The organism is Streptomyces sp. NPDC000594 (genome assembly GCF_040299965.1).
Classification (GTDB): domain Bacteria; phylum Actinomycetota; class Actinomycetes; order Streptomycetales; family Streptomycetaceae; genus Streptomyces.
Genome location: NZ_JBEPCY010000006.1, coordinates 298,431 through 317,446, shown reverse-complemented (window position 1 = coordinate 317,446; position 19,016 = coordinate 298,431). Strand labels below are relative to the sequence as shown.

Annotated in this window: 20 protein-coding genes; 8 read left to right on the top strand and 12 right to left on the bottom strand. The window is 73.7% G+C overall.

The window, feature by feature from the left end:
• Positions 1-92 precede the first annotated feature (92 nt).
• Entirely contained in the window at positions 93-272 is a 180-nt protein-coding gene (locus tag ABT354_RS12670; RefSeq protein ID WP_351492542.1) for a hypothetical protein, read from the top strand.
• Between the two features lie 54 nt (positions 273-326).
• Here the strand turns inward: ABT354_RS12670 and ABT354_RS12665 are convergent, their stop codons facing one another.
• A complete protein-coding gene (locus tag ABT354_RS12665) occupies positions 327-1,964 on the bottom strand; it encodes a DNA repair helicase XPB (protein WP_351492540.1) in 1,638 nt (545 codons plus the stop codon).
• 143 nt (positions 1,965-2,107) lie between these two features.
• On the opposite strand from ABT354_RS12665, the gene ABT354_RS12660 reads away from it, so the two are divergent.
• Positions 2,108-2,455, top strand: coding sequence for a hypothetical protein (locus ABT354_RS12660; protein WP_351492538.1), 348 nt, complete (start codon positions 2,108-2,110; stop codon positions 2,453-2,455).
• A gap of 87 nt (positions 2,456-2,542) precedes the next feature.
• On the opposite strand, the gene ABT354_RS12655 is transcribed toward ABT354_RS12660, so the two are convergent.
• The 3 genes from ABT354_RS12655 to ABT354_RS12645 all read right to left on the bottom strand — a co-directional run bounded on the left by ABT354_RS12655 (position 2,543) and on the right by ABT354_RS12645 (position 6,215).
• Complete coding sequence (locus ABT354_RS12655; protein ID WP_351492536.1) at positions 2,543-2,932, bottom strand: hypothetical protein; 390 nt, start codon at positions 2,930-2,932, stop codon at positions 2,543-2,545.
• Positions 2,933-3,124: 192 nt separating this feature from the next.
• The gene (locus tag ABT354_RS12650) at positions 3,125-3,592 is read right to left on the bottom strand and encodes a GNAT family N-acetyltransferase (protein WP_351492534.1); all 468 of its coding nucleotides are present in this window, start codon (positions 3,590-3,592) and stop codon (positions 3,125-3,127) included.
• Positions 3,593-3,647: 55 nt separating this feature from the next.
• Positions 3,648-6,215 carry a helicase-associated domain-containing protein gene (locus ABT354_RS12645; protein WP_351492532.1) on the bottom strand — a complete coding sequence of 856 codons (2,568 nt, stop codon included), beginning with the start codon at positions 6,213-6,215 and terminating at the stop codon, positions 3,648-3,650.
• A 107-nt stretch (positions 6,216-6,322) separates the two neighbouring features.
• Between ABT354_RS12645 and ABT354_RS12640 the strand changes: the two genes are divergently transcribed.
• The 3 genes from ABT354_RS12640 to ABT354_RS12630 all read left to right on the top strand — a co-directional run bounded on the left by ABT354_RS12640 (position 6,323) and on the right by ABT354_RS12630 (position 9,141).
• A complete protein-coding gene (locus ABT354_RS12640) occupies positions 6,323-7,543 on the top strand; it encodes a hypothetical protein (RefSeq protein WP_351492530.1) in 1,221 nt (406 codons plus the stop codon).
• 194 nt (positions 7,544-7,737) lie between these two features.
• A complete protein-coding gene (locus ABT354_RS12635; protein ID WP_351492528.1) occupies positions 7,738-8,064 on the top strand; it encodes a hypothetical protein in 327 nt (108 codons plus the stop codon).
• Positions 8,065-8,532: 468 nt separating this feature from the next.
• On the top strand, positions 8,533-9,141 hold the full coding sequence (locus ABT354_RS12630; RefSeq protein WP_351492526.1) for a GNAT family N-acetyltransferase: 609 nt from the start codon (positions 8,533-8,535) through the stop codon (positions 9,139-9,141).
• 43 nt (positions 9,142-9,184) lie between these two features.
• On the opposite strand, the gene ABT354_RS12625 is transcribed toward ABT354_RS12630, so the two are convergent.
• From ABT354_RS12625 to ABT354_RS12615, 3 genes are read right to left on the bottom strand one after another with little or no spacing between them, the layout of a single operon-like run.
• Positions 9,185-10,003: an ABC transporter ATP-binding protein gene (locus tag ABT354_RS12625; RefSeq protein WP_351492524.1), complete on the bottom strand. Its 819-nt coding sequence runs from the start codon at positions 10,001-10,003 to the stop codon at positions 9,185-9,187.
• The gene (locus ABT354_RS12620; protein WP_351492522.1) at positions 10,000-11,097 is read right to left on the bottom strand and encodes a FecCD family ABC transporter permease; all 1,098 of its coding nucleotides are present in this window, start codon (positions 11,095-11,097) and stop codon (positions 10,000-10,002) included. The genes ABT354_RS12625 and ABT354_RS12620 overlap by 4 nt, the downstream gene beginning before the upstream one ends.
• Positions 11,094-12,104, bottom strand: a complete 1,011-nt coding sequence (locus ABT354_RS12615) for a FecCD family ABC transporter permease (RefSeq protein WP_351492520.1) — start codon at positions 12,102-12,104, stop codon at positions 11,094-11,096. Before ABT354_RS12615 ends, ABT354_RS12620 begins: the two co-directional genes overlap by 4 nt.
• A gap of 202 nt (positions 12,105-12,306) precedes the next feature.
• Between ABT354_RS12615 and ABT354_RS12610 the strand changes: the two genes are divergently transcribed.
• Positions 12,307-12,984: an HAD family hydrolase gene (locus ABT354_RS12610; protein ID WP_351492634.1), complete on the top strand. Its 678-nt coding sequence runs from the start codon at positions 12,307-12,309 to the stop codon at positions 12,982-12,984.
• Here ABT354_RS12610 and ABT354_RS12605 read toward each other — a convergent pair.
• Positions 12,981-13,217, bottom strand: a complete 237-nt coding sequence (locus tag ABT354_RS12605; RefSeq protein WP_351492518.1) for a hypothetical protein — start codon at positions 13,215-13,217, stop codon at positions 12,981-12,983. The two genes, ABT354_RS12610 and ABT354_RS12605, sit on opposite strands and share 4 nt — an antisense overlap.
• Positions 13,218-13,401: 184 nt before the next feature.
• Between ABT354_RS12605 and ABT354_RS12600 the strand changes: the two genes are divergently transcribed.
• On the top strand, positions 13,402-13,785 hold the full coding sequence (locus ABT354_RS12600) for a cold-shock protein (RefSeq protein ID WP_351492516.1): 384 nt from the start codon (positions 13,402-13,404) through the stop codon (positions 13,783-13,785).
• Positions 13,786-13,876: 91 nt separating this feature from the next.
• On the opposite strand, the gene ABT354_RS12595 is transcribed toward ABT354_RS12600, so the two are convergent.
• The 4 genes from ABT354_RS12595 to ABT354_RS12580 all read right to left on the bottom strand — a co-directional run bounded on the left by ABT354_RS12595 (position 13,877) and on the right by ABT354_RS12580 (position 17,596).
• The gene (locus ABT354_RS12595) at positions 13,877-14,716 is read right to left on the bottom strand and encodes a 1,4-dihydroxy-6-naphtoate synthase (RefSeq protein ID WP_351492514.1); all 840 of its coding nucleotides are present in this window, start codon (positions 14,714-14,716) and stop codon (positions 13,877-13,879) included.
• Positions 14,713-15,474: a futalosine hydrolase gene (locus ABT354_RS12590; RefSeq protein ID WP_351492512.1), complete on the bottom strand. Its 762-nt coding sequence runs from the start codon at positions 15,472-15,474 to the stop codon at positions 14,713-14,715. The genes ABT354_RS12595 and ABT354_RS12590 overlap by 4 nt, the downstream gene beginning before the upstream one ends.
• Positions 15,475-15,479: 5 nt before the next feature.
• Positions 15,480-15,956 (bottom strand): DUF2771 domain-containing protein, encoded by a 477-nt coding sequence (locus tag ABT354_RS12585; protein ID WP_351492510.1) that lies wholly within the window; start codon positions 15,954-15,956, stop codon positions 15,480-15,482.
• 290 nt (positions 15,957-16,246) lie between these two features.
• Positions 16,247-17,596 (bottom strand): MFS transporter, encoded by a 1,350-nt coding sequence (locus tag ABT354_RS12580; RefSeq protein WP_351492508.1) that lies wholly within the window; start codon positions 17,594-17,596, stop codon positions 16,247-16,249.
• A 315-nt stretch (positions 17,597-17,911) separates the two neighbouring features.
• Between ABT354_RS12580 and ABT354_RS12575 the strand changes: the two genes are divergently transcribed.
• Positions 17,912-18,808: a DUF3027 domain-containing protein gene (locus ABT354_RS12575; protein WP_351492506.1), complete on the top strand. Its 897-nt coding sequence runs from the start codon at positions 17,912-17,914 to the stop codon at positions 18,806-18,808.
• Positions 18,809-19,016 lie beyond the last annotated feature (208 nt).

Here is a 19,016-nt window from a genome sequence, read left to right as displayed (position 1 = left end):
TACCCCTATACCTGGAGTCGTAGAGGACCGGTGATCCGTTTCCGCCCGTGGGCCGATGCCCGATGACGCCCCGGAAGCGGAGTATGGGGTACATGAGCACAGCGACCTTCAGCCCCAGCGCCCCCCAGACCGGTACCGCCCCCGGTTCGGACAACCACACCCCGCATGGCGCCGCCGGTGCGATGCGCGCGGTGAAGGTTTTCGTCGGCACCCTGTTCAGCGTGGCGGTCCTCGGGGAGTACGGGCGGGACGCGGGCGTCGTCCGCCGCTGACCCCCGCCCGCCCTTGGGCACCCCGCCCGGGGAGCGTCTGTGTCCCCTCGGCCCTCAGCCCAGCAGCTCGTCCGCGTCCACGATCCGGTACGCGTACCCCTGCTCCGCCAGGAACCGCTGGCGGTGCGCCGCGAAGTCCTGGTCGATCGTGTCCCGCGCGACCACCGAGTAGAACCGCGCCTCATGCCCGTCCGCCTTGGGACGGAGCACCCGGCCCAGCCGCTGCGCCTCCTCCTGCCGGGAGCCGAAGGTGCCGGAGACCTGGATGGCGACCGTCGCCTCCGGGAGATCGATCGAGAAGTTCGCCACCTTCGAGACCACCAGCACCGAGATCTCGCCCTGCCGGAACGCGTCGAACAACTTCTCGCGCTGGGCGTTCGAGGTCTCGCCCTTGATCACAGGGGCGTCCAGATGCGCTCCCAGCTCGTCCAGCTGGTCGATGTACTGGCCGATGACCAGCGTCTGCTCACCCCGGTGCCGGGCCACCAGCGCCTCGGTCACCTTCCGCTTGCTCGCCGTGGTGGCGCAGAAGCGGTACTTCTCCTCCGTCTCGGCGGTGGCGTACGCGAGCCGCTCCGAGTCGGTCAGATTGACGCGTACCTCCACACAGTCGGCGGGGGCGATATAGCCCTGTGCCTCGATCTCCTTCCACGGCGCGTCGAAGCGCTTCGGCCCGATGAGGGAGAAGACATCGGACTCCCTGCCGTCCTCACGGACCAGGGTCGCGGTCAGCCCGAGCCGCCGCCGGGCCTGGAGATCGGCGGTGAACTTGAACACCGGCGCGGGCAGCAGATGCACCTCGTCGTAGACGACCAGGCCCCAGTCACGGGAGTCGAACAGCTCCAGATGGGGGTAGATCCCCTTCCGCCGGGTCGTCAGCACCTGGTAGGTGGCGATGGTGACCGGGCGGATCTCCTTCTTCGTCCCGCTGTACTCGCCGATCTCGTCCTCGGTGAGCGAGGTCCGCTTCACCAGCTCGTGCTTCCACTGCCGGGCGGAGACCGTATTGGTCACCAGGATCAGCGTGGTCGCCTTGGCCTCGGCCATCGCCCCCGCGCCGACCAGCGTCTTTCCCGCGCCACAGGGGAGGACGACCACCCCGGAACCGCCGTGCCAGAACCCCTCGACCGCCTGCCGCTGATAGGGGCGCAGCGCCCAGCCGTCCTCGGCCAGCTCGATGGGGTGGGCCTCCCCGTCCACATATCCGGCGAGGTCCTCGGCGGGCCAGCCCAGCTTGAGCAGCACCTGCTTGATCTGCCCCCGCTCCGAGGGGTGCACCACCACGGTGTCCGGGTCGATCCGCTCGCCCACCAGCGGCTGGACCTTCCGGGACCGCAGGATCTCCTCCAGCACCGGCCGGTCGGTGCTGCTCAGCACCAGCCCGTGGACGGGATGCTTCACCAGCGACAGCCGCCCGTACCGGGCCATCGTCTCGGCGACATCGACCAGCAGCGCGTGCGGGACGGGGTAGCGGCTGTACTGGACCAGCGCGTCCACCACCTGCTCGGCGTCATGCCCGGCGGCTCGCGCGTTCCACAGCCCCAGCGGGGTCAGCCGATAGGTATGGATGTGCTCGGGCGCCCGCTCCAGCTCCGCGAAGGGCGCGATGGCGCGGCGACAGGCGTCGGCCTGGTCGTGGTCGACTTCCAAGAGGAGAGTCTTGTCGCTCTGGACGATGAGGGGTCCGTTCACACCTGCGCCCTTTCTGGAGGCCACATTCTGGAGGCCAAACCTCCAGTGTGCCGTACCGACGGGGGCGTGCCTGAGTATCCGGGCGCGTGGGAGTGAGTACGCGGACGCTGCCGGGGCCGGGGGCGGGGCGGTTGGGTGGGGGCATGACGTACGGATATGTGCCGCCGCGGGCCGGGGCCGGGAGTGTCGGGGGCGGGGCGGACCGGTGGTGGTGGGTGGCGCCCGCCGGGGGGACGGTGGCGGTGCCGGGGCTGGCGTACCTCGATCTCGCCGCCTTCGGGGAGGGGTGGCCGCCGGCGTTCCTGCTGGGCTATCTGGTGCCGCTGGCCCTGGTGGGGGCGGGCTGGTTCGGGGAGCGCACGGAGCGGCTGCGGCCCCGGCGGGTCGTGCTGGCGGCGGTGGGGTGCACGGTGGCGTACGGGCTGACGGACATGGTGATCGGGATCCTCGCGGTGTGGTGGGTGGTCACGTCCTTCGCCGGGGCGTTCTGAGGCGGGTCCGGGACGCCCGCCGGGGGCGCGAGGGGAGTGGCCCCGCGCGAAGGTTCTCGCCGGGGCCACCGTCTGCCGGGACGGGCGCTACAGGGTCACTTCCTCCGTGCAGAAGTGGTACGGAATGGGCGGCGCCCAGCCGACCGTTCCGCCCACACACATATGGAAACTCTTCACGACCGTGAAACTGCGCTGCTGAGCCTGGTTCCGCCAGGTCCGCAACTCGCCCTTGTGGTTGAAGTTGTCCGTCACATAGACGGTGGTCCAGTTGTCCGTGTTGCCGCCCCAGGCCCACACCCAGCCGGACGAGCAGTTGTCCACCTGGACCTCGGACCCCCGGAACGTGAACGCGCGGGTGCAGCCGGCCGTACCGGAGCTGTCCGCCATGGCCGGCGACACCGCCGTGGAGCCGAACGCGGCCACGGTGAGCCCCAGGATGGCCGTCGTCCGCGCGAGCCTGCCCGACAGTGATCTCATGCCTGCCTCCGATGTCCTGATCTCCACGCGGTGAGGCGCGGACGCCATCGTTCTGCTCCTCATGGAGCCGACGACGAGTCTTTCCGCCGGACGGCGAAGCCACAAATACCGAATGTTGATCCGACCTATCACTCGCTCTGATGTGCGGCGGGTGTAGGCGGGTGCGGGCGGATCAGGGCAGGTCAGAGCAGGTCAGGGCAGGTCGAGGACGGCGACGGTCTGGCCGCCGCTGGTCTCGCCGGTGGGGCGGAAGCCCAGGCCCAGGTAGAAACCCTCGGGGCCGTCGGGGCCCGGGTGCCAGGTGACGAAGAGGCGGGTGCCGCCCCGGCGGCGGATCTCGGCGGCGACCGAGTCCACCGCGAAGCGGCCGTACCCCCGCCCCTGCTCCCCGGCGGCGATGTTGAGCCGCCACAGACCGGAGCGGAGGTCCCCCGAGCCGTCGCCCTTCCAGTCGATGTCCAGGAAGGCCATCAGAAAGCCGACGGCACGGTCACCATCGAGGATCAGCCGGGGCCAGGCGGTGTCACCGCGGACATACGCCTCGGCGAGCGAGTGCGCGACCGGCTCCACCAGGTGTTCCTGGTCGGGGCGGATCCGCACACCGATCGCGGTCTCGACATTGGCCTTGGTGATCTTCTCCAGCCGGAGGGTGTCGCTCATGCGGTCAGCCTACGAAGACGATCAACCGATTTTCGGGGACGGGCGGTAGCGGGGATCAGGGCAGCTCGTCCGCCAGCTCCGCCACTCCGGTGATCCGGTGCAGCGGATAGGTCCGCACCTCGTCCGCCGTGTGGTCGTACGCCGTCACGAAGCCGCCCTCCACCCGCACCGGGGCGATCACCCGCTGGCTCGCCGACCCCTCCGCGTTCACATAGCCGATACAGAGCGTGGAACCGGTCATCACCGCCGCCTGGACCGTCGCCAGGGTCTCCGCCGGGGCGGAGCGGGGCAGCTCGCCCGGGCGCGGGGCGGCGGCCGTGGCGGGGCCGGGGGCGCGGGCGACCGTCGCGGCCAGATCGCCCGCGCGGATGGCCCGGACCGCCGCCGTGAGCAGCACGGGCTCGGGGGCCTGGGGGCTCTCCGGGACCGGTACGGGCGGGGTGCGCGGGGGTGTGCGGCGGGCATGGGCGCGGGCGATCACCACATCGCCCGCGTTCGACTCGGCGGCGGGCGCGTACCCCATCGTCCGCAACCCCTCCAGCAGCGACGACTGATCGATCTGCGAGGCCAGCACCGTCGGCGCCAGCCGCCGCAGGATCAGCCCCTGGGAGCGCCGGTCCGCCAGGATCTCGTCCAGCAGGGCGTCGTCGTCGCAGCGGACATAGGCGGAGGCGACCCCGATCCGGAGCCGTCCGTGGCGGCGGGCCACATCGTCGATGAGATAGCTGAGCGGCTGCGGCACGGGGGTACGGGAGTGCGTGGCCAGGAAGGTGTGCAGATCGGTCGCGGTCCGCCCCGCGTCCAGCGCCCGGCGGACCGATCCGGGGGTGAAGCGGTAGACCGTCGCACCGCCCTTGGACTCCACATCGGCGAGGACGGCCAGGGTCTCCGCGAGGGGGCGCTCCAGCGGGCCGGGCGCCACGGCGGTGAGGTCGGCCTGGAGCAGGATGTGATCGAGCGGTACGGGGAGCATCGGCGCGAGCGCCACGGCGGCGGCGGCCTGGGCGGCGCCCCGCTCGGCGGTGGTGAGCGGCAGCCGTTCGGTCAGGGGTGCGGGGCGGGGTGCCCCGGGCTCCGGCGGCAGGCCGAGCAGCAGCCGGCCATGGGTGGAGAGGGCGCCCCGGCCCGTCACCCCCAGGGCCTCCGCCTCGCCCAGCGTCCACGCGGCGATCCGGGAGCGCGGGTCCAGCGGGGTGTCGGCGGGTGTGCCCGTCCGCAGCGGGCGTTCCCAGCGGAGCCGGGCCAGCACGCTCTCCGCCTCGGCGGCGGTCCCCGGCTCCAGGGTCGCCAGCAGCTCCAGGACCCTGGCCCGTACCTCGGGCGCGGCCGGGCGGTCCAGGCCCGGGCCCAGCGCGGCCAGCGGGCGGCCCTTGACGTCCTGCCCGCCGACCAGGCCCGGGACCCGGCTCGCGGTGAGCCAGGCGTCCGCGAGCAGCGCCCAGCGCTCGGCCGGCGGCCGGTCCAGCCACTCGTCGTACACGGGGGTCGGGGCGTACCGCTCGTCCGCGTCGCCGTCCGAGGCGATCAGCCCCGCCGCGTACGCCACCTCCAGCCAGAACGCGGCCATCGGCTCGCCGGTCTCCAGCGCGGTCGCCGTGCGCTTGAGGTCCCGTACCGCCAGACCGCCCGCGCGCATCACCGGCGGGCCGCCCTCGTGCCAGTCGTGCAGCAGCTCCTCCACGGTGGAGAGCGCGGTGAGCGCCTGGGCCGCCGCCGCGCTGTCCACAACCTGTGGACGGCCGGTCCCGGCGACACCGTGTGCGGGCTGCGGCTCCGGTGGCAGCGGCTCCGGCTCGCGGTGCGCCCGCCCGGCGCGCAGATAGAGCGCCGCCTCGCGCGGGAGCGCCACCGTGCGCGGGGACGCGGGCAGCAGCAGCCCCCGGTCCCGCAGCCAGCGCACGGGGGGTGTGGGGTCGGCGGTGACCTCCCCGTACGGCGGCCCCCACACCAGCCGGTCCAGGACCGCCAGCGCCTCCATGGGAGCGGAGTCCAGCAGGGCGGCCATCCGGTCCCGGTCGGTGAAGAGGGCGGTCAGCGCGGCGACCGCGGAGACCGGGTCGTGGGTGGTGGGCAGCCCGGCCGTGACCAGGATGGTCTGGAGCCGGCCCGGGGACATGCCCGCCGTGGCCTCGGCGACCGTCGGTCCGAGACCGGTGGGCGACGGGCGCCCCGGCGCCGGGGCCAGCAGCTCACGGGCGGTCCGCACCAGCCGCAGCCGGTCGTCGCCGCCCCAGATCAGCGCCTGGGCGCGCAGGGTCGCCACCGCGTCCGGGAGGGTGGCGGTGATCTGCGGATCGCCGTCGTCGCCGCCGAGCAGTCGCAGCAGGACGGGGTAGGGGGTCGGGTCCGGCCCCACGGCCAGCGCCTCGGCGGTCTGGAGCGTGAAACGGTCCAGCCGCTCCAGCGCGCGCAGCACGGAGGCACGGGTGCCGGCACGGGTCGCCAGCTGGGTCAGATCACCCGGTACGGGGCTGACCAGATCGGGTCGTACGCGCAGCAGCGCGGCCAGTTCTTCATCGGTACGGGCGCGCAGCGCCTCGGCCAGGGTGCGTGGAACGCCGCCGCCTCTGGTCGCGGTGTCGGCTTCGTCTGTTCCCTCGGGTCCTGCGGGCGTTGTCCCCATCCGCCCCACGTTAGTCGCTGACGGGGGCGGTGGCAGTGCCCACCGCCCCGGGGGGCGCGCTACGGTCGGCGGGGAACGGCGGGAGCGCCGGGGGTACCGTCCGGGGATTGGCAGGGGATGCGGCCGTGGGGATCGAGAGCGACCAGCTCGTATACGACTATCTGAGCCGGGTCGGCGATCTGGCCCAGCAGCGCCAACTGCCGTCGGGGGCACGGCGGGAACTGGTCACGGGGTTGCGCGGGGAGATCGACCGGGAGCGGGCGCGGGGGTCGGCGGACAGTCCGGCGGCGGTCCGCCGCATTCTGGGGCGGCTGGGTACGCCGGACGAGGTGGTGACGGCGGCGGGCGGGGGTGCGCCGGTGGAGCCGGGGGGCGCGGATGTGCCGTCCGCGCCGTCTGCGGGCCCGGGCGGGCGGTCCTCGGGCCCGGGCGGGCGGTCGTGGGGTATGTCCAAACCGTCGTGGGGCACGTCCAGGCCGCCTTCGGGGGCGGCGGGGGCCTCGGCGGAGAACGGGTCCGGTGAGGATTCTGCTGGTTCCTCCGGTTTCGCGGGGGTACGGATGCGGCTGCCGCGTCCCCGTAAGGCCGCCCCCGCCTCCGACGCCCCGCCCGTGCCGCCGTCCCCGCCGGCCGGGGGGCGGCCCCCGCATCTGGCGGGTCTGGACGAACTCGGCTCCGGTGAGCAGGAGGCGGACTGGTGGCACACCGGCCCGCAGCCGTTCGGGCCGGGGGAGCGGATCGCCGGGTTCACGGGCGGGGTGGAGATCCCCGAGATACTGGCGCCGCCCAGGCCGGTGGAGCCCCCCGCCGACGCCGCCGACGGCGATGACGACGCCGAGGGGGACGGTGCGGAGGGTCCGGTGGACCTCCCCGTGGAGAAGGAGGCCCCGGCGCGGCGGGGCGGGGGCGCGCTGCGGGTACTGGGGGTGCTCGCCCTGCTCCGGCGCCGGGCCCCGGCCCCGGACACGGTGGAGGCGCCCGCCGCCGTGCCCCGCGCGGGCGGCCTGGTGCTGATCCTCGCGGCGGGGCTGCTGGTCACCGGCGCGGTCCTCGCCTCCTGGATCGCCCTCGGGCTCGGATGGCTGCTGGCCTGGGGCTTCGGCCGGCTCTCCGAGACCGAGCGCCGGACGGCGGTCCTGGGCATGCCGGGCGCGGCGGTCGCGGTGACCCTGGTCTGGCTCTGGGGCCGGGAGGACGGCCGCTGGGGCGAGCCGATCCCGCCGGACGGCGGCCTCTCCGACGCGATCTCCGGCGCGGCGCCCTGGACCATCAAGGGCGCGGCCGTCGCCTCCGCGCTCTTTCTGCTCTGGCGGTCCCGCCGGGCGTGAGCACCGTTTCCCGTCGTGCTCGGGCCGTCGTCCGGGAGGTGTCCGCGTGCCGCGTTCGGGTGGTTTTCCGCCCCTCGGGGCCCGGCGGGCGGCCGGAGGGCCCAGAGTGGTCGTTCGCTCGGACCTCATCGACTCGGGACCCCCTCGGTCGGGACGTCGGGAACAGGACCGCACTTCGGGAACAGGACAGCGCCATGCAGAAGACCGCCCACCGCCTCCTCTCGCCGACCGCCGCCGCCGTACTGGCCCTGGGCGCGGCCCTCGCGGCCGCCGCGCCCGCCCATGCCGCCGAGACGACGGCCCTGCGGTGCGAACGGGTCGGCTCGCCCGCGCAGGACCCTGTCATCGGCCGGCTGGCCGAGCTGGTGGCGGTGCCGGTGCCGGGGGTGGACACCGTCGCGGGTGTCAGCTGCGACGAGGTCCCTGCGGGTGACCCTCGCGTCAACTTCTGCGCGGCCCGTGAACTGACCCCCCTCCTGGCGGTGGGCAGCCGCCCGAGCCGCGACCACACGTGCCCCTGACCGGCCCGCTGCGCGGATGCGTTTCCCGTACCCCTGGTGGCCTCAAAAACCAGCTCTACCCGTGTTTGAGGAGCTAGGGGCCTCAAACTCAAGCCTCATGGGGTCCCCCCGGACGAAGTCTGGGGGAGTTTGAGGAGCGGGGGCCTCGAAATCAAGCCCCTCCGGCGATTGAGGAGCGGGGTTCGGGGCTGGCCCCGACGTCCGCCCGAGGTGGCTCGGTGCCGAGGTCCGTCCTCAATCGCCGGACGGGCTAAGAATTGGCACCCTGGCCCGCTGAAAAATGGCACCCCGGCCCCGGTGTCCGACCGAGGTGATCCGGCATCAGGTGGCTTACCTCGCCCGCCCGTCCGGGGGCGGGACCCCCCGGCGGGCCCTTCGTCCGGCTTTGGGTGGGAGCGTCCTGCGAGGGCCATCGCGGGGGAGGGGCCCCGGGGTTGGGGCGGGGGGTGGTGGATGCAGAATGCATCTATGTCCACAGCGAACACGCCCCAGAAGGCGATCCTGGATGACGCCGCCCTCATCAGCGGCTCCCTCGCCCGCGCCTTCGACGACGACCCGATGATGCGCTGGTTCTTCCCCCAGGACGCCTCCCGCGAGGCCGACCTGAGCGCCTACTTCGGGACCATCTTCACCCGGCAGTACGTCCACAGCGCCGTCTGCGAACGCACCGGCTCCGCCGCCGCGTTCTGGGTGCCGCCGGAGGCGGCGGAGAAGGCCGTGCCCGACGCGGAGACCATCGGGGAGCTGCAGAAGCTCCTCGGCGACCGCGCCGAGCTGTTCCGGGACGCCGTCGGCGCGGCGGCCCAGCACACCCCGCAGGAGCCCCACTGGTACCTCGCACTGATCGGCGCCGACCCCGCCGTCCAGGGCCAGGGCCAGGGCGGTGCCCTGATGCGCTCCGGCCTCGCCCAGGCCGACGCCGCCGGGATGCCCGCCTACCTGGAGTCCTCCAAGGAGGCCAACCTCCCGGTCTACGAGCACTTCGGCTTCACCGTGCGGCACGAGGTGAGGCTCCCGGGCGGCGGCCCGACCCTGTGGGGCATGTGGCGCGAGGCGCGCCCGGCCGGCGGGGCCTGACGGACGCGCTCCGGGTGGGTCCACGACCCACCCGGAACACCCCTTACTCCGCCGCGCCGGACCGCTGCCCGGGCAGCGCCCCGTACGGCATCCCCGGAACGACCAGCGGCGACCCCGTCACCGGATCCGGGACCACCACCGACTCCAGGCCGAAGACCTTGGCGACCAGCTCCGCCGTGACGACCTCGCCCGGCGGGCCCTCCGCCACGATCCGGCCCGACTTCATCGCGATGAGATGGTCCGCGTACCGCGCCGCCTGGTTGAGGTCGTGCAGGACCGCGACGACCGTCCGCCCCCGCTCATGGTTGAGCCGGCGCACCAGATCCAGCACCTCCACCTGGTGCGCGATGTCCAGGAAGGTCGTCGGCTCGTCCAGCAGCAGGACCTCCGTCTCCTGCGCCAGCGCCATCGCGATCCACACCCGCTGCCGCTGCCCGCCGGACAGCTCGTCCACCGAACGGTCCGCGAGCGCCGTCACATCCGTACGCTCCATCGCGTCCGTGATCGCCCGCTCGTCCTCGTCGGACCACTGCCGCCACCAGGACTGATGCGGCTGCCGCCCGCGCGAGACCAGATCCGCCACGGTGATCGCCTCGGGCGCCACCGGCGACTGCGGCAGCAGCCCGATGGACTGGGCGATCCTCTTGGTGGGCAGCCGGGCCAGCTCCGTGCCGTCCAGCAGCACCGCCCCGCCCGCCGGCTTCAGCAGCCGTCCCAGCGCCCGCAGCGTCGTCGACTTGCCACAGGCGTTGGGGCCGACGATCACCGTCACCCGGCCGTCCGGGACGGCCAGGTCCAGCTCCTCGACGACGGTACGGTCCTCGTACGCGAGCGTCAGCCCGCGCGCGGTCAGTCTGCTCACGATGTCCTCCCCGAGGCACGGCCGCGGATCAGCAGCCAGATCAGATAAGGGGCCCCGACGGCGGCGGTCAGCACACCGACGGGCAGTTCGGTGGGGGCCAGCATCCTGCGGCCGATCAGATCGCCCAGGACGACGATCACCGCGCCCATCAGCGCCGAGCTGAGCAGCGGGATCTGTGCGGTACGGGTCAGCCGGCGCGCGATCTGCGGCGCCAGCAGCGCCACGAAGTCCACCGGGCCCGCCGCCCCCGTCGCGATCGACGCCAGCACCACACCCACCAGGACCAGACCCGCCCGGGTCCGCCCCAGCCGGATGCCCAGCGCGGTCGCGGTGTCGTCGTCCAGCGAGACCGACCGCTGGGCGTACGCCGCCCACACCACCGCGGGCAGCAGGACCAGCAGCGCCCAGCTCAGCGGGCGGGCCTCCTCCCAGCCGCGCCCGTTGAGGGAGCCGGTCATCCAGATCTGCGCCTGCGCCGCGACCACATGGTCCGTCTTGGTCAACAGCAGCGAGGTGACCGAACGCAGCACCACCGCGAAGCCGATGCCGATGAGGACGAAACGGGTCGCGTGCAGCCCGCCGCGCCAGGCGAAGAGATAGACCAGCGCCGCCGCGAGCAGCCCGCCCGCGACCGAGAAGTACGGCAGCAGGGTGAACGAGGTGACCCCGTAGACCAGTCCGGCGACGGTGACCGCGGTCGCGCCCTGGCTGATGCCGATGATGTCGGGGCTGGCCAGCGGATTGCGGGCGACGGTCTGGATCAGCGCGCCCGCGACGCCGAAGGCGAGGCCCACCAGCAGACCCACCGTCAGCCGGGGCAGCCGCAGCTCCCCGACGACCAGCTGGTGCGGGGTCTCCTGACCGAGCAGGACCTTCAGCACCTCGGCGGGCGGGACGGTGCTCTCGCCGACGGAGAGATAGACGACCACCACGGCGGCGAGCACCACCGAGAGGATGGCCACCACGACGGCCGAGCGCCGGTGGAGCAGCAAGGCGCCGCGCCCGGCGCGCAGCACGGTGTAACCGGCGGGGCGCATGCCCCGGGCGGGGCCCTTGGCGAGGTTGGGGTCCTTGGTGAGGGTGGGGGTGCTCATGCGGGGACCGCCTTTCGCCGGACCAGGAAGACCAGGAAGGGCACGCCGATCAGCGCGGTCGTCACCCCGGCGGGTATCTCACCCGGCGGGAAGACGATCCGGCCGATCACATCGGCCACCAGCAGCATCACCGGCCCCAGCAGCGCCGCCAGCGGCAGGACCCAGCGGTGGTCGGTGCCGACGAGCGCCCGCGCGATGTGGGGGACGGCCAGACCGATGAAGGCGATCGGCCCCGCGGCGGCGACCCCGGCGCCGGTCAGGACGGTCGCACCGAGCCCGCCGACGATCCGGACCGCCGCGACGTTCTGCCCGAGCCCGGTGGCCATGTCGTCGCCGAGGGCCAGCGCGTCCAGCCCCCGGGCGGCCATGGCGACCAGCACCACGCCCACCACCATGAACGGCCAGACCTGGGAGACCACCTCGGAGTCCCGCCCGGCGACCGAGCCGACCTGCCAGAAGCGGAACTCGTCCAGCGTCGCCGCCTTGGAGGTGAGGACGCCGGTGACCAGCGCGGCCAGCAGGGCGTTGATGGCGGCGCCGCCGAGCGCCAGCTTCACCGGGGTCGCGCCGCCGCGCCCCCGGGAGGCGATGGCGTACACCGCGACGGAGGCGATGGCCGCGCCGGTGAAGCCGAACCACACATAGCCGGTGAGGGTGTGCACCCCGGCGAAGGCGATGGCGAGGACGACACCGACCGAGGCGCCCTGGCTGATGCCGAGGATGGCCGGGTCGGCGATCGGATTGCGGGTGATGCCCTGGGTGACGGTGCCCGCCACGGCGAGAGCGGCCCCGACCATGACGGCGATCAGGGTGCGCGGCACCCGCATCTCCGTGATGACCTGGGCGTCGCCGGAGGAACCGCCGTTCAGCAGGGCGTCGAGGACGGTGGACGGCGCGATGGCGCGCGCCCCCACCGCGAGACTGAGCAGAGCCGCGAGCACCAGGGCCACGACGGCGGCTGCCGTCCACCCGATGCGGCGGACCGCGAGCGCGCGTCTGGCTGACATGGAAACCCATCAGTGGAACGGACCGACGCGCCGGGTGCTCCGAACATGCCGGAAAGGACGTACAGGTGAGGAGTTGGTAAGGCTTGGCTAACTATAGAGGGCGGGTGTAAAGGCCACGGATGGGCACAATGGCGGAGTGAACTCCTCCCCGACGCCCCCCGAGCCGCTGACGCCCTCCGAGCCCTTGACGTCCCCCGAGTCGCTGACGCCCGCTCCGGCCCCGGTCCCGTCCGCGCCCGCCGACCCGGACGCTCCCGTCATCACCGTCGGCTTCGACCTCGACATGACCCTGATCGACAGCCGCCCCGGCATCCACGCCGCCTTCCGCGCGCTCACCGAGGAGACCGGGGTGTGGGTCGACGCCGACCTCGCCGTCTCCCGGCTGGGGCCCCCGCTGGAGCAGGAGCTGGCCCACTGGTTCCCCGGTGATCAGATTCAGGCCATGGGCGATCGTTACCGCGCGCTCTACCCCGCGTACGCGATCGAGCCGAGCACCGCGCTTCCCGGTGCACGTGAGGCGGTCGCGGCCGTTCGCGCGGCGGGCGGCCGGGCGATCGTCGTCACCGCCAAGTACGAGCCCAACGCCCGGCTCCACCTCGACCACCTCGGTATCGCCCCGGACGCCGTGGTCGGCGGGCTCTGGGCGGAGGGCAAGGCCGAGGCGCTGCGGGCGTACGGGGCCGGGGTCTATGTCGGCGACCACCTCGGCGACATCCGGGGGGCGCATACCGCCGGAGCGCGCTCCGTCGTGGTGCCCACCGGCCCCTGCACCGCCGCTGAGCTGCGTGAAGCCGGTGCGGACACGGTTCTCGCCGATCTCACCGAGTTCCCCGGCTGGCTCCGCGCCCATCTCGCCGGGGAGCGCCCGGCGCGCGGTTAGGAAAGGGCCCGCGCCGCGCGCCGCTGGGCCGCGATCGAGCGCATCACGCCCACTCCGGCGACGGCGAAGCCGACGCCCATCAGCATGCAGACGCCGTAGGCGATGGGCGGGAACGGGTCGGTTCCCAGGAAGAGCGGGGCCATCGTGACGAGTGTGGCCACCGCGCCGACGATGAAGACGATGCCGCCGATGCGGACCAGCCCGTCACCGGGGGCGTCAGGAGTAGCAGTCATCCGGCCAGGGTAGTTCCCCACGAGGAGGAACCGATCGGCGACGTCTTGTCAGCCGCCCCTGGACCATTAGCCTTGGGTTGGGCGGGTCACACGACCCGCTGTGGTGCTTCCAGGGCCGAGACGACGACGACAGGCCCTCCCGGCGGCTCCAGCGCCCCGACGAGTACGAATGACGAGGACAGACGTGCCTACCGGCAAGGTCAAATGGTTCAACAGCGAGAAGGGCTTCGGCTTTCTCTCCCGCGACGACGGCGGTGACGTCTTCGTCCACTCGTCAGTGCTGCCCGACGGAGTCGACTCCCTCAAGCCCGGCCAGCGCGTCGAGTTCGGCGTGGTCGCCGGCCAGCGCGGTGACCAGGCACTTTCCGTGACGGTCCTCGACCCCACGCCGTCGGTCGCCGCGGCCCAGCGCCGCAAGCCCGATGAGCTGGCGTCCATCGTGCAGGACCTGACGACCCTCCTGGAGAACGTCACCCAGCAGCTGGAGCGCGGGCGCTACCCCGACAAGCCCCAGGGCGCGAAGATCGCCAACATGCTCCGCGCGGTCGCGGACCAGCTCGACGTGTGAGCCGCGGCCGGTCCGCCCGGACCGGCCGCGCCCGCCGACCGCGCACCCCGGGGGCCATGCCTCGCGGAGGCTCCCGTCTCGGACGAGATCCTCAGACGAGATCCAGGGCCCCCGGCGCCAGTGGCGGCACCAGACCCTCCGCCGCGGCCCGGGTGAGCAGCCCCCGTACCGCCGCGTAGCCGCTCTCCCCGAGGTCGGCGGTGAACTCGTTCACATACAGTCCGATGTGCTGATCGGCGACGGCCGGATCCATCTCCTGGGCGTGCTCGCGCACATACGGCCGGGATGCCTCCGGATCGTCCCAGGCCATCCGGACCGAGGTACGGATCGACTCCGCCAGCCGCCGCAGCGCCTCGGTCCCCAGCGACCGCCTGGCGATGATCGCGCCGAGCGGGATGGGCAGCCCGGTGATGTCCTCCCAGTGTTCGCCCATGTCGGCCAGGCGGTGCAGCCCGTACCCCTGATAGGTGAAACGGGCCTCGTGGATCACCAGCCCGGCGTCCACCCGGCCGTCCCGGACCGCGGGCATGATCTCGTGGAACGGCAGGACGACGATCTTCCCGACACCGCCCGGGACCCGGTCGGCGGCCCAGAGCCGGAAGAGCAGATACGCGGTCGAACGCTCGCTCGGCACCGCGACCGTCCGCCCGGTCAGATCGAGCCCCGGCTCCCGGGTGAGCACCAGCGGGCCGCACCCCCGGCCCAGCGCGCCGCCGCAGGGGAGCAGCGCGTACTCGTCCAGGACCCAGGGGAGTACGGCGTACGAGACCTTCAGGACATCGCCCTCGCCGCGCTCGGCCATGCCATTGGTGATGTCGATGTCGGCGAAGGTCACATCGAGCGCGGGGGCGCCCGCCACCCGGCCGTGGGCGAGGGCGTCGAAGACAAAGGTGTCGTTGGGGCAGGGCGAGTAGGCGATCCGCAGGCTCACGGCTGCTCCTCGGATACGGGAACGGGGGCGGGGGCGGTCACCACGGTGGTGTCGGCGGTGGTGTCGGCGGGGGCGGTGGCGAGGACGGGGGCCAGCGCGGCGAAGCCGGTCCGCAGCGCCGCCAGGGCCTCCCCGATGCGCCAGGCGGTCCGGTCGCGCGGCCCGACCGGGTTGGAGACGGCGCGGACCTCCAGCACCGGCACCCCCTCGGCGGCGGCGGCCTCGGCGACCCCGAAGCCCTCCATCGCCTCGGCGGCGGCCCGGGGGTGACGCCCGCTCAGCTCGGCGGCGCGGGCGGCGCTCCCGGTCACGGTGGAGACGGTCAGCACGGGCGCGCACCGGGCCCCGGTGGCCTCGGCGGCACGGGCGGCGAGCGCGGCGGGCGGATGGTGGACGGCCCGGCCGAAGCCCAGCTCGGCCACGGTGAGAAAGCCGTCGGGGGTCTGTGCCCCCAGATCGGCGGCGACGATGGCGTCGGCGACGACCAGGGAGCCCACGGGGGCGTGCGGGGCGAACCCGCCGCCGATGCCCGCCGAGACGACCAGCCGGTACGGGGCGCCGTCGGCGGCGGCCCGGACCAGCTCACGGGTGGTGGCCGCGGCGGCGGCGGCCGGTCCGACCCCGCCCGCGACGGTCCGTACGGAGAGGCCGGGTACGGAGCCGGGCGCACCGAGGCCGGCGGCGACGGCCTCGGCCTCCGCCGCCACCGCGGTCACCACGAGGACACGGAGGGCGTCCCGGGTGTCGCCCCCGGCCACCGGGATCACTTCTTTTCGAGCGTGAAGGTCCAGATGCCGATGAACTTCTTGTTCTTGGCCTCGACGATGCTGATCTTCGTCTTGTTGGGCGCCTGGCCCGTCTGCGCGGTGAAGAAGGCGCTCGCGGGGATGGAGCGGTAGGTCTTCTTGTACGGCTCCTGCTCGGCCGGCTGGCCGCCGATGAAGAGCATCCAGCCGTTCTCGGCGATCTCCGGGTCGACACCGAAGCGGATCCGGTCGTCCAGCGAGACCTTGACGGTCTTGCCCGGCTCGTCGTTCAGGCACTTCTGGAGGGCGGACTCCTTGATGGTGTCGCCGTCGTTGTAGCAGGCGGCCTCGGAGTTCACGGACTCCGTGCCGACCGTCACGGTCGCGAGCGGCGTCGGCTTTTCGCACGCCGAGAGGGTGAGGAGCCCGGCGGAAACGGCGCCGATGGCGGCGGCGGCCCGGCGGCGCCTGCCGGAGAAGAACGCAACGGTCATGGCTGGAAGGCTATCGGTCCCGCCCCGCCAGGCCACGCGGGGGTCCGGCGTGCCGCGGCCCTCCCCTGTGCGGCTGGGGGGCTTGGGGGTGTTCGCCCCATACGCGAATGGGTACGGGTGTACGCCGGATGCCGTACGGGCCGTGCGCGCGTGCGAGCCGGAGTCGTGCGCGCGGGTGATCCCGTGGCCCCCGGGGCGCCTGTGCCCCCGGGGCGCCCGTGGTCCTCGGCCGCGGGAGGTCCTCGGCCGCGGGAGGTCCTCGGCTGCGAGAGGTCCTCGGCCGCGGGGGGTCAGGCGATCCTGGGCCAGGGGCGGTGGCCGTGCCGGGCGGCGGCCAGCAGCCCCCGTACCGACACCAGCGCGCCCGTGGAGACGATGCCCGCGGCCACCGCCATCCCCAGCACCCCGTTCAGCGGCAGCACGATCCCGATCGTCCCGCCCACCACCCAGGACATCTGGAGCAGCGTCTCGGAGCGGGCGAACGCCGAGGTCCGTACCTCCTCCGGCACATCACGCTGGATCAGCGCGTCCAGCGACAGCTTCGCCAGCGCCTGGCACATGCCCGCCGTCGCCGCGAGCACCGCGACCATCCCCGCCCCGAAGAACACCGCCGCCAGCACCGCCGCCGACAGCACCACGCCCAGCACGGTCGCGATGATGGCCTCCGGGCCCCGGGCCCGCAGCCAGGCGCCCAGCGCCGTCCCGCAGGCGTTCCCCAGCCCCGCCGCGACCCCCACGATCCCCAGCGAGACCGCGGCGCTCTGCCCGGCGACCGGATGCTCGCGCAGCAGGAACGCCAGGAAGAAGATGAGAAACCCGGAGAGCATCCGGAACGAGGCATTCGCCTGGAGCCCGTGCAGCACCGACGGGCCCACCGTGCGCAGCCCCGGTCTGGGCCGGCCGTGCGGCAGGATCAGCGCCTTCCGCTCGCCCCGGGCGGAGTCCACCTTCGCGGGCAGCCGCAGCGCCCAGAACGTCCCCAGGACGAAGAGCGCGCACGCCCCGTACAGCGGCCACTGGGGGCCCAGCCGGTGCAGCAGCGCCCCGATGGGCGCGGCGGCGCCGGTGGCCAGCAGCCCCGCGAGGGTCACCCGGGAGTTCGCCTTGACCAGCGAGATGCGCGGCGGCAGCAGCCGGGGGACGACCGCGCTGCGGATCACCCCGTACGCCTTCGACGCGACCAGCACCCCGAGCGCCGCCGGATACAGCTCCAGCTCGCCGGTGGCCACCGCCCCCGACAGACCGAGGGCCAGGACCGCCCGGGTGAGCATCGCCCCCGCCATCGCCGCGCGGCGGCCGTGCGGGATCCGGTCCAGCAGCGGGCCGATCACCGGGGCGAGCAGCGCGAAGGGGGCGAGGGTGATCGCCAGATAGAGGGTGACCCGGCCGCGTGCCTCGTCCGTGGGGACCGAGAAGAAGACGGTGGACGCCAGCGCCACGGTGATCATGACATCACCGGCGCCGTTCACCGCGTGCAGCTCGATCAGCCGGCCGAGGCCCGACTCGCCCGCGCCCTGGGCGTGTGTCGCCCGCCGGATTCCCCGCGCCGGGCCCGTGAAGGGCAGCCGCAGCGCACGCCCCACCGCCCGGCACGCTCGTGCGAGCGGTCCGGGCCCGTCGGACGACCGGGCGGCGGTCACCACGCCATAGTGCCCCAAGGACCTGTGCGAGGAAGCGCGATGCGCTCCGGCGGGCCTCCCGAACCCCCTGGTCGGTGCATGCAGGTGGGCTGGGGCCCGCGAACGGGGTAGCGTGCGTAGCGCGCCACCGGCGACCGGGGTCCGGCCGCGCGCCTCTTCGGCATCCCTCAGAATGGATGACGGCAGGTGCGCCCGGGATCACCCGGTCCGGGCGCGGACGTCGATGCGGTCCCCCGGTCCGCTCCGCCCTCCGCCCGGACCGTATGTGTCTCGGCAGCGCACCCACTGAACGGCGTAGGAGAGAAGCGAGACCCTGTGAGTGCTGCGACGACGCGAAGCCGTACCCCCGACCGCCTGTGCGCCGAGGCGGTGGATCTGGCCCGAGTGGCGGCCGAGGAGGCCGCGGCGCCGGGGAAGGTCGGGGACCATGTGTCCCTGACCTCCGAGGGGGACCGGGTCGTCACCCACTTCTTCGCCTGCGAGGAGCCGGGCTACCGGGGGTGGCGCTGGGCGGTCACCGTCGCACGGGCCTCCCGTGCGAAGAACGTGACCGTCGACGAGACCGTGCTGCTGCCGGGGCCCGACGCGCTCCTGGCACCCGAGTGGGTGCCATGGAGCGAGCGGCTGCGGCCGGGGGACATGGGGCCGGGCGACCTGCTGCCGACGGCGGCGGACGACCCGCGCCTGGAGCCCGGCTACATCGGCGAGGACACGCCCCCGCCGAACTCCGCCTTCGCCGAGCCCTCGCACGACCTCGCGGAGCGGGTGGACGCGGAGGACGCGGAGCTGACGGACCGCACCCCGGCGGACGAGGCGGTCGGCGGCCGCGGGACGATCGCGGCGCTCGCGGAGGAGCTGGGGCTGCGGCGCGCGCGGGTCCTCTCCCGCTATGGCCTGCGGGTGGCGGCGGACCGCTGGGACGAGGCGTTCGGCGAACGCTCGGCGATGGCGCAGGCGGCGCCGGCGTCCTGTGCGACCTGTGGATTCCTGGTGCCGGTGGCGGGGTCGCTGCGGCAGGCGTTCGGGATCTGCGCGAATGAGTACGCGCCGGCGGACGGGCGAGTGGTGTCCCTCTCGTACGGGTGCGGTGGCCATTCCGAGGCGGCCGTCATGCCGAAGGCGCCCCAGCCGGCGCCGCCGGTGCTGGACTCCCTGGAGCCGGATGCCTTCCCGCTCCACGCGAGCCCGGACGAGGAGCTTGGCCACTCCTGACGATGCCGGGCAGATTCAGCCCGTCCGGCGATTGAGGACGGACCCGAGCCCCGAGTCGGCTCGGGCATACGTCGGGGCCAGCCCCGAACCCCGCTCCTCAATCGCCGGAGAGGCTGAATTTGAGGCCCCCGCTCCTCAAATGCCGGAAGGGCTGACTTTGGGGCCCTGGGGACTGAATGGTGAGGCTGCCGTCCGGGCCTGGCCAGGG

Coding starts and splice junctions, on each gene's coding strand:
- ABT354_RS12585 (WP_351492510.1), bottom strand. CDS start 15,956: ATGACCGTTGCGTTCTTCTCCGGCAGGCGCCGCCGGGCCGCCGCCGCC.
- ABT354_RS12655 (WP_351492536.1), bottom strand. CDS start 2,932: ATGAGATCACTGTCGGGCAGGCTCGCGCGGACGACGGCCATCCTGGGG.
- ABT354_RS12660 (WP_351492538.1), top strand. CDS start 2,108: ATGACGTACGGATATGTGCCGCCGCGGGCCGGGGCCGGGAGTGTCGGG.
- ABT354_RS12605 (WP_351492518.1), bottom strand. CDS start 13,217: ATGACTGCTACTCCTGACGCCCCCGGTGACGGGCTGGTCCGCATCGGC.
- ABT354_RS12670 (WP_351492542.1), top strand. CDS start 93: ATGAGCACAGCGACCTTCAGCCCCAGCGCCCCCCAGACCGGTACCGCC.
- ABT354_RS12615 (WP_351492520.1), bottom strand. CDS start 12,104: ATGTCAGCCAGACGCGCGCTCGCGGTCCGCCGCATCGGGTGGACGGCA.
- ABT354_RS12650 (WP_351492534.1), bottom strand. CDS start 3,592: ATGAGCGACACCCTCCGGCTGGAGAAGATCACCAAGGCCAATGTCGAG.
- ABT354_RS12620 (WP_351492522.1), bottom strand. CDS start 11,097: ATGAGCACCCCCACCCTCACCAAGGACCCCAACCTCGCCAAGGGCCCC.
- ABT354_RS12635 (WP_351492528.1), top strand. CDS start 7,738: ATGCAGAAGACCGCCCACCGCCTCCTCTCGCCGACCGCCGCCGCCGTA.
- ABT354_RS12630 (WP_351492526.1), top strand. CDS start 8,533: ATGTCCACAGCGAACACGCCCCAGAAGGCGATCCTGGATGACGCCGCC.
- ABT354_RS12645 (WP_351492532.1), bottom strand. CDS start 6,215: ATGGGGACAACGCCCGCAGGACCCGAGGGAACAGACGAAGCCGACACC.